This window comes from Marinobacterium sp. LSUCC0821, assembly GCF_012848475.1.
GTDB lineage: Bacteria > Pseudomonadota > Gammaproteobacteria > Pseudomonadales > Balneatricaceae > Marinobacterium_E.
Window position 1 is genome coordinate 1443524 of the sequence record NZ_CP051666.1, and the last position, 12484, is coordinate 1456007.

General features: G+C 48.8%; 13 protein-coding genes. 9 read left to right on the forward strand and 4 right to left on the reverse strand.

The features are described from left to right. Positions 1-117: 117 nt before the first annotated feature. From dnaG to rpsU, 3 genes are all read right to left on the reverse strand, one after another. Positions 118-1980 (reverse strand): DNA primase, encoded by a 1863-nt coding sequence (dnaG, locus tag HH196_RS06915; protein WP_169451418.1) that lies wholly within the window; start codon positions 1978-1980, stop codon positions 118-120. Between the two features lie 36 nt (positions 1981-2016). Beyond that, the gene (locus HH196_RS06920) at positions 2017-2460 is read right to left on the reverse strand and encodes a GatB/YqeY domain-containing protein (protein ID WP_169451419.1); all 444 of its coding nucleotides are present in this window, start codon (positions 2458-2460) and stop codon (positions 2017-2019) included. Between the two features lie 64 nt (positions 2461-2524). Further along, on the reverse strand, positions 2525-2740 hold the full coding sequence (gene rpsU, locus HH196_RS06925) for a 30S ribosomal protein S21 (RefSeq protein WP_169451420.1): 216 nt from the start codon (positions 2738-2740) through the stop codon (positions 2525-2527). A gap of 175 nt (positions 2741-2915) precedes the next feature. Between rpsU and tsaD the strand changes: the two genes are divergently transcribed. Genes tsaD through HH196_RS06970 form a run of 9 tightly spaced genes read left to right on the forward strand, consistent with a single transcriptional unit; the run spans position 2916 to position 10615 of the window. Continuing rightward, positions 2916-3959: a tRNA (adenosine(37)-N6)-threonylcarbamoyltransferase complex transferase subunit TsaD gene (tsaD, locus tag HH196_RS06930; protein WP_169451421.1), complete on the forward strand. Its 1044-nt coding sequence runs from the start codon at positions 2916-2918 to the stop codon at positions 3957-3959. Continuing rightward, positions 3959-4315, forward strand: coding sequence for a dihydroneopterin aldolase (gene folB / locus HH196_RS06935; protein WP_169451422.1), 357 nt, complete (start codon positions 3959-3961; stop codon positions 4313-4315). The genes tsaD and folB overlap by 1 nt, the downstream gene beginning before the upstream one ends. Beyond that, positions 4315-4794, forward strand: coding sequence for a 2-amino-4-hydroxy-6-hydroxymethyldihydropteridine diphosphokinase (folK, locus tag HH196_RS06940; protein WP_169451423.1), 480 nt, complete (start codon positions 4315-4317; stop codon positions 4792-4794). The genes folB and folK overlap by 1 nt, the downstream gene beginning before the upstream one ends. 51 nt (positions 4795-4845) lie before the next feature. Beyond that, the gene (locus HH196_RS06945) at positions 4846-7641 is read left to right on the forward strand and encodes a monovalent cation/H+ antiporter subunit A (RefSeq protein WP_169451424.1); all 2796 of its coding nucleotides are present in this window, start codon (positions 4846-4848) and stop codon (positions 7639-7641) included. Then, the gene (locus tag HH196_RS06950) at positions 7641-7991 is read left to right on the forward strand and encodes a Na+/H+ antiporter subunit C (RefSeq protein ID WP_169451425.1); all 351 of its coding nucleotides are present in this window, start codon (positions 7641-7643) and stop codon (positions 7989-7991) included. Before HH196_RS06945 ends, HH196_RS06950 begins: the two co-directional genes overlap by 1 nt. Then, complete coding sequence (locus HH196_RS06955; RefSeq protein WP_169451426.1) at positions 7988-9493, forward strand: monovalent cation/H+ antiporter subunit D; 1506 nt, start codon at positions 7988-7990, stop codon at positions 9491-9493. The genes HH196_RS06950 and HH196_RS06955 overlap by 4 nt, the downstream gene beginning before the upstream one ends. 2 nt (positions 9494-9495) lie before the next feature. Further along, positions 9496-9984, forward strand: coding sequence for a Na+/H+ antiporter subunit E (locus HH196_RS06960; RefSeq protein ID WP_169451427.1), 489 nt, complete (start codon positions 9496-9498; stop codon positions 9982-9984). Continuing rightward, a complete protein-coding gene (locus tag HH196_RS06965) occupies positions 9978-10247 on the forward strand; it encodes a K+/H+ antiporter subunit F (protein ID WP_169451428.1) in 270 nt (89 codons plus the stop codon). The genes HH196_RS06960 and HH196_RS06965 overlap by 7 nt, the downstream gene beginning before the upstream one ends. Continuing rightward, entirely contained in the window at positions 10244-10615 is a 372-nt protein-coding gene (locus tag HH196_RS06970; RefSeq protein WP_169451429.1) for a Na+/H+ antiporter subunit G, read from the forward strand. The genes HH196_RS06965 and HH196_RS06970 overlap by 4 nt, the downstream gene beginning before the upstream one ends. A 28-nt stretch (positions 10616-10643) precedes the next feature. Here HH196_RS06970 and HH196_RS06975 read toward each other — a convergent pair whose 3' ends face one another. Then, positions 10644-12446, reverse strand: coding sequence for a PglL family O-oligosaccharyltransferase (locus HH196_RS06975; RefSeq protein WP_169451430.1), 1803 nt, complete (start codon positions 12444-12446; stop codon positions 10644-10646). Positions 12447-12484 lie beyond the last annotated feature (38 nt).

Consider the following 12484-nt stretch of genomic DNA (forward strand, 5'->3'; position numbering starts at 1 on the left):
ATCCACGTTGGACGCGCAAAAATTGCAAGCGCCGAAGTATAGCTAAAAAGTTCAAGATCTGCCAGTAAGATGCGTTCAAAACACCTATAACCTGTAGTGATAAATTTACACTTAGATCTATTGTGAGTTGTTACGCTGCGCCAGCAGGGTTGCCAGCAGCACTTTCTCTTCAGATGTGAGTGGACGTTCCCTTGATAGCTGAGTTAAATCACGCAACTGCTTCTCAGTTTTACGAGCAACTAAACGCTGCAGAGCATCATTCAATAGCACCTGTGCATCGACGTTACTAAGCACTGGATCTAGCTGCGAAATTTCATTCAATACCAATAGGTTAGGCATTAATTCAGGATCATGCTGCCAATCTAAAGCTAGGGTTCCCAAACTCGCATCCGGGGTGTTTTGAAAGTAGTGCAAAAGAGCTTTCAACAGCCCGATATTCTCAAGTAGCACACCGTCTAACTCTTCAGGCTTAACTGCCTGCGCAGCCAAATCTGGGCGATGCATCAAGATTGAAATAGCGCTATTTACAAGATTAATACGTGTCCCGCTTCGTACCTGCTCGACAGGCTCAAAGCGCTGCTCTTGGCGACGCGGCTTAGATTCAAAATAACCACGCTGCGGTGCAGGCGCGACAGATTCAGCTTCAAACTGCACAGGCGGTTCAACTTTTGCGTGCAGATTGGCGATCGTGTCCAACTGATCAATAGACAGGCCTGTCATCTCAGCAACGCGATCCATCATCATCTGCTGTAGAACAGATACCTGCATCGTTCTTATCAACGGCAGCGCCTCTGTTGAGAAGCGTGCTCGCCCATCCATAGAGGTGAGATCGATATCTTCACTCAATGCTTTGAAGAAATATTCTGAGAAGGGTAGCGACTCATTTACTCGCTGACTGAATGCTTCTACCCCTTCACTTCGAACCAGGGTATCGGGATCTTCGCCATCAGGCAGAAACAGAAAACGGGCCATTAGGCCATCGCGCAACACAGGCACACAGGTATGCAGCGCTCGTTTTGCTGCCTGTCGACCTGCTGCATCACCATCGAAGCAGAACACCACCTCATTTACCAACTTAAAGATGCGTTCGAGGTGTGCGTCCGTTGTGGCAGTACCAAGAGTTGCTACAGACCAGGTCAAACCATGCTGCGCAAGGCTCACCACATCCATGTAACCCTCGACAATAAGGAGCTTCTCTAGAGTACCCGTATTTTGGCGAGCTTCGTAAAGACCATAGAGTTCACGACCTTTGTGGAAGGTATCGGTCTCGGGAGAGTTGAGATACTTCGGCTTCTCATTTGTAAGAACACGAGCACCAAAACCAATGGTTCGTCCACGCATATCGCGGATTGGGAACATAATGCGATCGCGGAAGCGGTCATAACGGCGACCACGCTCCTCGTTTTCAACCATCATGCCCGAAGCGAGCAACAGTGCATCTGCATCTGCTTGCTCTTTGGCGATGTGTTGCTGAAGATTATCCCAGCCCGGAGGTGCGTAACCCAGTTGAAAACGCGCGGCTATTTGCCCGGAGACTCCACGCTTTTTCAAATAGGCTACAGCCTTTTCACGCTCAGAATGAGAACGCAGCTGCTTCTGGTAGAACTGATTCGCCTCTTCCAACAGATCAAACTGCTTTTTGACCTGCTTCTCTTTTGCGACATCTCGCTCACGATCATGCTCATGAGGCACTTCAAGTCCAACTGTCTTGGCGAGTTCTTCGACAGCCTCTGGAAAGCTAAGACGTTCAAACTCCATAACGAAACCGAGCGCATTACCACCAGCACCACAGCCAAAACAGTAGTAGAACTGCTTGTCAGCACTTACAGAGAAAGAGGGAGATTTTTCTTTGTGGAAAGGACAGAGAGCGGAGTAGTTTTTACCTGCTCGCTTGAGTTTTATACGCGAATCAACAACATCGACGATGTTTACACGCGCCAAGAGGTCATCAATAAAGTGCTGCGGAATACGACCTGACATCTTCAACTTCGCTGTACTCTCCAGCGAAGAACTCTATCAGAGTTTCGCTTTGACCTTTTGTGAAACAGCGCTCATATCTGCGCGGCCTTGAAGCTGCGGTTTTATTTGCGCCATGACTGCGCCCATCGCTGCCATGCCTGTAGCATCGGTTGCTGCGAGAGCTGCGTCAATAATTTGTTCGATCTCAACATCACTGAGAGGTTGCGGCAAGAAAGTTTTAATCACCTCCATCTCTTGCTGCTCCTTTTCAACCAGATCAAAACGCTCAGCCGTTTGATACTGGGTAATCGAGTCCTTGCGCTGCTTGACCATCTTGTCTAGCACCGCTAGCACACGTGCATCATCAAGTTCGATTCGCTCATCAACTTCGACTTGCTTTAATGCAGCAAGCATCAATCGGATTGTTCCAAGGCGCTCCTTATCTTTGGCGCGCATTGCAACTTTCATCTGCTCAGAGATCTGATCTTTTAAGGCAGACATTAGCTTCTCACTCTAGCACTGTGGCGTTAGGACTCAACCACAAGGATTCTTTCTGGGCTTCTACTTAGTAGAGGCGAACGCGACGAGCGTTTTCACGCTGTAGCTTTTTAGCGTGACGCTTAACAGCAGCTGCTGCAGCACGCTTACGAGCAGTTGTTGGCTTCTCGTATGCTTCACGTTTACGAACTTCAGCAAGGATACCTGCTTTTTCGCATGAGCGTTTGAAACGACGAAGTGCAACGTCAAATGGCTCGTTGTCTTTTACTTTTACGGCTGGCATAAGTTGGTATTACCCTTTCCAGTTAATTAATAAAAACCTCGGGATAAATTTTCCGAGGGCGCCAAATAATACAGATCCACCCCATCTATGTAAAGAGCGAGATTGAGTTTCCTAATGGCTCTATTTTCTGAATAATAGGCACCTATAAATAGACACCCATATGATTAGGAATGGCATGTTAGTACTTGGTATCGAAACCTCTTGTGACGAAACCGGCGTTGCGCTCTATGACAACGAGCAGGGCTTACTTGGTGATGCGCTTTATAGCCAGGTTAAAATGCATGCCGAGTATGGCGGCGTTGTCCCAGAACTTGCCTCAAGAGATCATGTTCGCAAACTAGTACCGCTCATTCGTGAGGTGTGTAACCAAGCAGGTAAAACACTGAGTGATGTTGAAGCCATCGCTTATACCGCAGGCCCAGGCCTTATCGGTGCACTGATGGTTGGCGCCTCAACGGGCCGCGCTTTGGCACTGGCACTTAATATCCCAGCTGTCGGTGTACACCACATGGAGGGCCACCTCCTCGCCCCTATGCTTGAGGAGAATCCGCCAAGCTTCCCATTTGTAGCACTACTGGTATCAGGCGGGCATACCCAATTAGTTCGCGTAGACGGCATAGGCGAATACCAATTACTGGGTGAATCTCTTGATGATGCTGCCGGTGAGGCCTTTGATAAGGCGGCCAAAATGATGGGACTCGACTACCCAGGCGGCCCACTCATTGCCAAGCTAGCCGAAAAGGGTTACAGCTCCGCTTACACCTTCCCCCGTCCAATGACCGATCGTCCTGGACTGGACTTCAGCTTCTCAGGTCTTAAAACATTCACGCTCAATACAGTGGAAGCTGCTCGCAAAGCCAATAATGGTGAACTTGCTGAGCAGGATGCAGCCAACATAGCCGCAGCATTTGAAGATGCGGTGGTTGAGACCCTAGCTATTAAATGCAGACGCGCCCTCCAGCACACAGGCATGAAACATCTAGTCATAGCTGGTGGTGTCAGTGCCAATAAAAAACTTCGAATTCGACTGGATGAGATCGCAAAAAAAGAGCGCTCCACACTCTTCTATGCAAGACCCGCTTTCTGTACCGATAATGGCGCGATGATTGCCTACGCTGGCTGCCAGCGCTTAATGGCAGGCGAAAGAGCATCACTCACAATCACCGCACAGCCCCGCTGGCCAATGGAACAATTGAACGCACTTGGAGAGAAGAGCTAATGGATACGATTTTCATTCAGGGCCTTCGTTTCGATGCGATTATCGGCATCTATCCGCAAGAGCGCATCAAGAAACAACCTATGGTTGTAGATATTGAGATGGCTACGGACATTAAGCCAGCAGCACTCAATAACGACTTGGACTCATCGATAAATTACGCAGCAGTCAGCGAAGCGGTGATTCAATTCTGTGTTGCTGCAGAGGCTGAACTTTTGGAGACGCTTGCAGAGAATCTGGCTGAATACCTTATTCGTGAGTTCAACATTTCAGGCTTGCGCCTCTCTATTGGCAAACCGATTGCTGTACCGGAAGCACAGCTTGTAGGCGTCAAGATTGCACGTGGAATTTGCTTCTAATGCCCTACGTTATCCTCGGAATCGGCAGTAACGAAGAGCCCCTTAAGAATATCCCCAGGGCTCTCGAGCTACTAAACAGGCATTGCGACAAGATAGATCTATCACCAACCTATCTCAGCACAGCACTTGATCCAAGCGAGCCAGACTACATCAACCTAGTGATCAAAGCTAAAACCGACCTAGGCGTGGAAGCGCTACTCGATGTGCTTAAAGAGATAGAGACACTATGCGGGCGGCGCATCGGCAAATTCTGCATGCTGGACCTTGACCTACTCTGCTATGAAAGGAAGGTAGGTAATTTTGCCGGTGTTGAACTACCTAGAGTCGACCTCACCGATTATGCGCATGTATTACTTCCACTTTCTGAACTTCTGCCAGATCAAAAACATCCCGTTCTGAACATTTCATATGCTGAACTGTGGCGCACTAATTCAACAAAACTCCTTGAAAAACAGAGCTTACGACCACATAGTCTATAAGCGAGTGACCAAGGAAGGTCTCCATGACCAACAATTGATATGGGGGCTTAGGTGCCACAACTATTTTGGATTCCACTGCTGACACTTATCGGGGCGCTTGTACCTTTATTATTGCGTAATCACTCCCGCACAGCGCTCGCAGCAGCCACAGCACTACTTCCAGCTATCGCACTCGGAATCGTCATCAGCTACGCCACTGCCGTTCTCCAAGGCGAGAGTTTTATCGAAAGCTTTGCTTGGGCGCCAACAATCGGCCTGGATCTTGCTTTTCGTATTGATGGTTTAGCACTCCTTTTTACACTGCTCATTCTCTGTATTGGCCTACTGGTTATCCTCTATGCCCGTTACTACCTCTCTAAAGAGGACTGCGCGGGACGTTTCTATGCGAAGTTGATTCTCTTTATGACAGCAATGCTAGGCATTGTTCTATCTGAAAACCTCATCCAGCTCTGGCTCTTTTGGGAGCTAACCAGTATTAGCTCGTTCCTATTGATCAGCTACTGGAACCATCGATCAGATGCACGGCGTGGAGCGCGTATGGCGCTGACAATTACCGGCTTTGGTGGGCTTGCTCTGTTTGCCGGAATTCTCCTTATTGGCCAGGTGGTTGGAAGCTACAATCTGAGTGATGTATTGGCGCAAGGCGATCTTATTCGCGCCTCTGAAAGTTACCCATACATCTTGGTACTAGTACTGCTTGGCGCCTTTACCAAATCAGCGCAATTCCCGTTCCACTTCTGGTTACCGCACGCGATGGCAGCCCCTACGCCAGTCAGCGCATATCTGCACTCAGCCACGATGGTTAAGGCGGGCATATTCCTTATGGCGCGTCTATATCCGGCGCTATCTGGAACCGAAATGTGGTTCTTAATTGTGACGCTTACAGGGTTAACCACGCTGTTAGTCGGAGCATACACCGCCCTCTTCAAACACGATCTGAAGGGCCTGCTGGCCTACTCAACGATCAGCCACTTAGGTCTGATCACACTTTTATTGGGCTTAAACTCAAAACTGGCTGCAGTTGCTGCAACCTTCCACATCATCAATCACGCCACTTTTAAGGCATCACTGTTTATGGCGGCAGGGATTATTGACCATGAGACTGGTTCGCGTGATATGCGCAAACTCAACGGCCTATGGAAGTACATGCCGCACACTGCAGCACTTGCGATGGTCGCTGCCCTTGCGATGGCTGGGGTTCCACTTTTGAACGGCTTCTTATCCAAAGAGATGTTCTTCTCTGAGACCCTGCACCTTGGTTCACTCGGTGCACTCTCTTGGATGGTACCTGTCCTTGCCACAGTAGCGGGTGTCTTCTCGGTAGCCTATTCACTGCGATTTATTCACGACGTTTTCTTCAATGGTGAGCCGATCAACCTGCCAAAAACACCACACGAACCGCCTCGTTATATGAAGCTTCCGGTCGAAATATTGGTGGCTCTCTGTTTTCTAGTAGGCATAGCGCCAGCTTGGATTGTCGCTGACCTACTCGACAGCGCAGCTTCGTCACTTTTACAAACGGCGACCCCTGAATACAGCTTGGCTTTGTGGCACGGTTTCAACTTCCCACTTCTAATGAGTTTTGTAGCACTTATTGGGGGCATAATCGTCTACGCATCTCGTAAGGAGCTATTCGCTTTCCAAGCTCAGTTTCCTGAGAAAGATGCAAAAGAGATTTTCGAGAATATTGTTCAATCTAGCGTCACTTTCGCCAATAACATCTACGGAAAACTAGAGAACGGCTCGCTGCAGCGTTACACCTGGCTATTCCTCATGAGTGTCGCACTGATCATCACAATCCCTATGTCTAACTTGGTCAATATTGAGGGTAAGCGTGCACTTATTCCGGTTGATGGTGTGAGTATTGTTGCAACAGTTATTCTTGTAATTGGCGCCCTGGTTACCTTAATTTGGCATCGCAAACGTATGGTGGCTCTAGTAGCTGTTTCAATTGTTGGCCTTATCGTCTCACTGATATTCGCTCGATTCTCAGCGCCAGACCTGGCTCTAACCCAGCTGAGTGTAGAGGTTGTGACTATCATCTTGCTGATGTTGGCACTCTTCTTCCTACCGCAGAAGACACCTAAAGCAGCCAGCCCATCCTCTGTTGCCAGGGATTTGGGCCTTGCGACACTTATCGGTGGGGTTATCGCCTCGATTAGCTATGCGATGATGACCCATCCACACGACTCGATCGCCTCCTATTTCGTCGCCAACTCGAAGATTGGCGGGGGCGGCAACAACATCGTCAACGTCATCCTTGTAGACTTCCGAGGCTTCGATACCTTTGGTGAAATCACCGTTCTCGGCATTGCCGGCTTAGGTATCTACAAATTGATTGCTCGTATGCGCCTATTCATGTCGACCACCAACGATCAGGGCATCCCTTGGGCTGAAGACCGCCACCCGATGATGCTAGCAACAGTTTCACAGGCTCTCTTGCCTTTGGCACTCATGGTCTCGGTCTATATATTCCTAAGGGGGCATAACCTCCCGGGTGGTGGATTTATAGCCGGCCTTATCACTGCGGTAGCGATTATCCTGCAATACATTGCTAATGGCGTCGACTTCATGAAGAGCCGACTTAAACTAGATTACCAATGGCTAATCTCGATTGGTCTTATAATTGCAGGTTTAACTGGCGCTGGTAGCTGGCTCTTTGATCGCCCATTCCTAACCTCTTGGTTTGACCATTTCCACCTCCCGTTGATTGGCGATTTTGAGCTAGCTAGCGCAATGCTCTTTGATCTTGGGGTATATCTCACTGTTGTCGGTTCAAGCATGTTGATTTTGGCGAACTTAGGACAGCTCACCACCAGTGAGCGTCCATCTGGGGAGGTCTCATAATGGAGATGTTACTCAGCCTAATTATTGGTTTATTAACGGCTATTGGTGTTTTTCTCGTTCTGCGTGGCAGAACCTTCCCTGTCGTACTTGGACTGACGGTTCTCTCCTATGCAGTAAACCTATTCATATTCTCTGCGGGCCGACTTGTAATGGATGGCGCAGCCGTTCTTGAATCAGGACTCGCAACTCCCGATCCTGTTCCGCAGGCACTCGTGTTAACTGCAATCGTAATAGGTTTTGCGATGACTGCATTTGCCGTCATTCTTGCTATGCGTGCACGAGCTGATTTAGGCAACGACCACGTCGATGGCAAATTGCCTAATCTCGACTCAGAGGAGGGTAAGCGATGAACCACCTCATCATCCTCCCGATCGTATTGCCGTTGTTTGTCGCAGCTATTTCACTGCTACCCCTATTTGATCGTGACATCGCTCGACAGCGCTCACTTACTCTAGCTGCAACTGCAGCCCTTGTACTCATATCGGCGATTCTTCTAGGGCAAGCAGCAACAGGGGCAGTAACCGTCTATGCACTGGGGGATTGGCAGGCTCCATTCGGTATTCAACTTCTCGGCGACCGCCTTTCAACCTTAATGTTGTTAACCACCTCTATTCTTCTGCTTGCAGCTCTACTTTATGGCTCTGCTGGTGAGGATAAACAGGGGCGTTTCTACTATCCGTTGATGATGTTCCAGATCATGGGGATAAACGGTGCGTTTCTAACCGCAGACATTTTTAACCTGTTTGTCTTCTTCGAGATTCTGCTGATCGCCTCCTACTCTCTTTTGATCCATGGTGGTGGCAAACATAAAACAGGCGCTGCGGTTCACTACGTCCTACTCAACTTGGTTGGCTCTGCAATCTTCTTGTTTGCCCTAGGTATTATCTACGGCACCCTAGGTACGCTAAACATTCCAGATCTTGCTATTGCAGTTCGAAACTTAAACAGTGATGGAGCGCTGCTTGCAGAGGTTGGCGGTTTAATGCTGTTTGCGGTATTTGGGTTAAAAGCAGCAATTCTTCCCCTGCAATTTTGGCTTCCAAGAACTTACAGCTCCGCTCCCGCTTCGGTCGTTGCACTCTTTGCGATCATGACCAAGGTTGGTATTTACTCAATAATGCGTGTTCATGATCTTGTCTTCGGCGCTAACGCTGGGGTGTTGGCTAATCTGGGTATCGACTGGATGTGGGGACTTTCCCTGCTGACACTTGCCATAGCTACGCTAGGCATCATCTCTAGTCCTAGCGTCAAACGCCTCGCGTCACACCTAGTGATTCTCTCAGTAGGTACACTGATGGTGGCGATTAGCGTTAACACCCAAGCATCGACGGCTGCAGCCCTTTATTATGCGGTGCACTCAACCTTCGCAGCCGCTGCTCTCTTCTTAATTGGTGACCTCATCTCGTTAGAGCGAGAACGTTCCCTCGATCGAATCGTACCTGGGCGCCGTTTAGCGAATGCTGTACCGATTGGAATTCTATTTACACTCAGTGCCATTACGCTGATTGGTATGCCACCACTCTCAGGGTTCATAGGTAAGCTGATGGTCATGCAATCCATCACTAACGCTTCAGAGATAGCACTTGCATGGCCACTTCTTCTAATAGGTAGTCTAGCTGCACTCATCGCATTTTCGCGCTCAGGTTCGACTCTATTCTGGAAAGCGACCGGGGATCCAGTTGATCAATCACCTATTGTTGCTCGACAATTCACGGCAGTCTGGATGTTAGTATTGGCTGCACTATTTATGTCTGTTTTTGCGGGCCCAATCACCGAGTACACAACAGCTACAGCGGCCCAACTTGCCGACTTTGAGGCCGACCCATCACAACTGATGAGAGCTGGAGAGTAGCCATGAAAAAAGTGATACCAATGCCGATCCATACGCTGGTGCTATTCATAAGTTGGTTACTACTGAATGACACGCTGGCACCTGGACACATACTACTAGCTGCAGTGCTGGCACTTGGCATTCCAAAGCTGATTGAACCGATGATGTCTAAGCAGCGCAAAATCGTAAAACCGATGGCGCTTGTGAAATACATTTTGGTGCTTCTTTGGGACATCGTAGTAGCCAATCTTAAAGTGGCCAAATTAGTGATCGGCCGCAACAGCGCTCTTCGCCCTGGCCTGCTGGCCTATCCGCTAGAGATTGAAGGAAACCTGCCTGTCACACTACTTGCTGCTACCATCTCACTGACACCAGGTACCCTGAGTGCCGAGCTCAGCAAGGATGGTAAGTGGCTCTATATTCACACCTTAGATATGGACACACCTGACTCGGTCGTGGCAGAGATCAAAGCGCGTTATGAAACACCGCTCAAGGATATTTTTGGATGTTAGAGACAGCACTTACGGTAGCGATGGTGATGGTCAGCATCTCATTGATACTTAACCTCTTCCGAATTGTCCGCGGCCCTTCGCTACCTGATCGAATCCTTGCGCTCGATACGCTATACATCAATAGCATCGCACTGTTGCTTGTGTACGGTATCTATCAAATGAGCACGATCAACTTTGAAGCTGCCCTCCTGATAGCAATGCTTGGTTTTGTGAGCACTGCAGCGCTAACTAAATACCTACTGCGTGGAGATATCATCGAATGATCAGTTTAAGCACGCCAATGGAAGCGACTCTTGCATTACTCATCATCGGTGGCGCCACACTGGTACTTGTGGGCTCAATCGGCTTAGTTAAACTTCCAGATTTCTACACCCGCCTGCATGCACCGACTAAGGCGACAACACTTGGCATGGGTCTGCTTTTGATAGCCTCGATGCTATTCACTGCGTTTGGCCTCGGAAAACTGAGCGTTCATGAACTTCTAATCACTATCTTCCTCTTTATCAGCGCACCAATAACAGCGCACATGCTGGCAAAAAGTGCCCTACATGAGCGTATAAAGATGAAAGCACCCAGTGTTGGAGATGAACTAATCGAAACAGCTAGAGATAGAAATTCGCCTACGCTTTAACGCTATTTATCTCTCACCCTTTTGCACCTTAGCGCTCATTTTCAGCAGCGTTGTCAGCAGTTAGATCAAACTGCGCGACGCTGGCAGTGGTGAGCAGCTCACCCTTTTCAATTCGCTGTTTTGCATCAGCCAAATTCATCTCTTTAGGGTAGATAGCACTCCCCTCTGTAATTATTTCCAAAGCTTTTTGCGGTTCATCAACCTGCTGATAGGCGATTGCTAGATCGCGATAGAGCTGTATATCGGGAACCTGTTTCAGATAAGGAACGGCCCAATCAATGAATTCCACTGCACGCTGTCGATTATCCGCCTCTATGCCAGAGTAGAGCGCACCTCGCATCACAAAATACTCAGCAAGCTCTTTAAAATAGAGATTGTTTAGAGCGTAGCTTAGGTGATGAAGTTGCGTACCTCGACTCTTCACATAGTTCATGACTCCGGTCTGTGAGAGTAGCGAATGGACTAAAAAGCCAACCAATAGCGGAACCACTGCCAGAGGAGTCCAGCACAATAACGAACGCGCACCCCAGGATAGGTTCAAAGACTTCAGTTGCAGACCTTGCTGAAAAATTGGCACCAGCAGAATCAACAAGATGAGCCAGTGGTAGGTAGAGATATAGAACGGCAGCTCAACCTGAGTATGCAGCGTTATGGGTAATAAAAGAGCAGCTCCAGCTAAACCCTCGCGCCAACCCAGCCGAACTAATTGACTAATCACAGCTACCACCGCCAGTCCAATAGCAAGAACAGAAAGGATGCCCCCTTCATCTAGCCAAAACAGCAGCTCGTTATGCGGGTGCGAAAAACGAGGCGCGCCATCAATCGCTGAGGCATCACGCCCTTCATAATAGGTGACACGCTCATTTTGAAACTCGCGCTGGAATGAACCTATCCCATGCCCAACCCAAGGTGCACGTTGGAATAGATCCCAAGCGATACGGTAGATGTGCGGGCGAGCATCCTTGCCCTCTTCCGCCATGCGTTCGATTTTGTTGTAAGCCTGCAAGGCTCCATCATTCACTTGATAGCCAGTGACCACTCCCGAGACCAAAACTAATGCAAGGGTGATGGCTCGCATAGGTGAGACTGCAAGCATTTTAACGCGACCGATGAGTATCAACAGGGTTGCTAACAAAGCACCCAGCAGGCCTACACGCGACCCCGAAGCGGCAACCTCTAACCCACCCAAGAATAGAGAGAGAAAGACCACCGCCAGCATTGGCCAGCGCTGTGTAGCGAACGACTTAGAGAGCCCTAGCCAGAGCGATAGAGCAATAGCTGTTGCCATTAAGGAGGCCTGGAGGTTTGGCTGTTGAAACATACCCAATAGCCGCTGATCCGCTGATACAGGAATCCAACCCCGCATCAGTGGATTACCGGTTAACTGAAAGAGCCCAACCAAAGCGTGTAGAAGAAGCGAGGCTAATAGCAGATAGAGCAGTTGTTGTAGCTCTTCGGCCCGCAAACGAAACTGCATAACAGCAATCCAGAAGAGCACACCACCCCAGACGACTCCTAAGCGAATAAGCCACTCACCAGGTCGATCCATACCAGAGATAAATCCAGACAGCCAAAGACCCAAAGGAAAGAGAAAAATCAGCCAAACAAAATTGGGCTTAAACCAGGTTCTCTCCTGGGTAACCTTAAAGATTGCTATAGCAATAATGGCAAGAACCGGCAGCCAAACAACAGTATTAAATGGTAGACTTAACCCCTCTCCACCAAGGTTATCTTGATAGTAAAAAGGGGCAACAATAAACAGCAGTGTGAGCAGTATTACTAGGACGCGATTGCTTCGAGATTCCGGTTCTGCTGAATGTAAAATCTGCATAATTTCTCCTAATGCTCGATTAAGAGTAGCAGATGTAA

Coding starts and splice junctions, on each gene's coding strand:
- dnaG (WP_169451418.1), bottom strand. CDS start 1,980: ATGTCAGGTCGTATTCCGCAGCACTTTATTGATGACCTCTTGGCGCGT.
- HH196_RS06920 (WP_169451419.1), bottom strand. CDS start 2,460: ATGTCTGCCTTAAAAGATCAGATCTCTGAGCAGATGAAAGTTGCAATG.
- rpsU (WP_169451420.1), bottom strand. CDS start 2,740: ATGCCAGCCGTAAAAGTAAAAGACAACGAGCCATTTGACGTTGCACTT.
- tsaD (WP_169451421.1), top strand. CDS start 2,916: ATGTTAGTACTTGGTATCGAAACCTCTTGTGACGAAACCGGCGTTGCG.
- folB (WP_169451422.1), top strand. CDS start 3,959: ATGGATACGATTTTCATTCAGGGCCTTCGTTTCGATGCGATTATCGGC.
- folK (WP_169451423.1), top strand. CDS start 4,315: ATGCCCTACGTTATCCTCGGAATCGGCAGTAACGAAGAGCCCCTTAAG.
- HH196_RS06950 (WP_169451425.1), top strand. CDS start 7,641: ATGGAGATGTTACTCAGCCTAATTATTGGTTTATTAACGGCTATTGGT.
- HH196_RS06955 (WP_169451426.1), top strand. CDS start 7,988: ATGAACCACCTCATCATCCTCCCGATCGTATTGCCGTTGTTTGTCGCA.
- HH196_RS06960 (WP_169451427.1), top strand. CDS start 9,496: ATGAAAAAAGTGATACCAATGCCGATCCATACGCTGGTGCTATTCATA.
- HH196_RS06965 (WP_169451428.1), top strand. CDS start 9,978: ATGTTAGAGACAGCACTTACGGTAGCGATGGTGATGGTCAGCATCTCA.
- HH196_RS06970 (WP_169451429.1), top strand. CDS start 10,244: ATGATCAGTTTAAGCACGCCAATGGAAGCGACTCTTGCATTACTCATC.
- HH196_RS06975 (WP_169451430.1), bottom strand. CDS start 12,446: ATGCAGATTTTACATTCAGCAGAACCGGAATCTCGAAGCAATCGCGTC.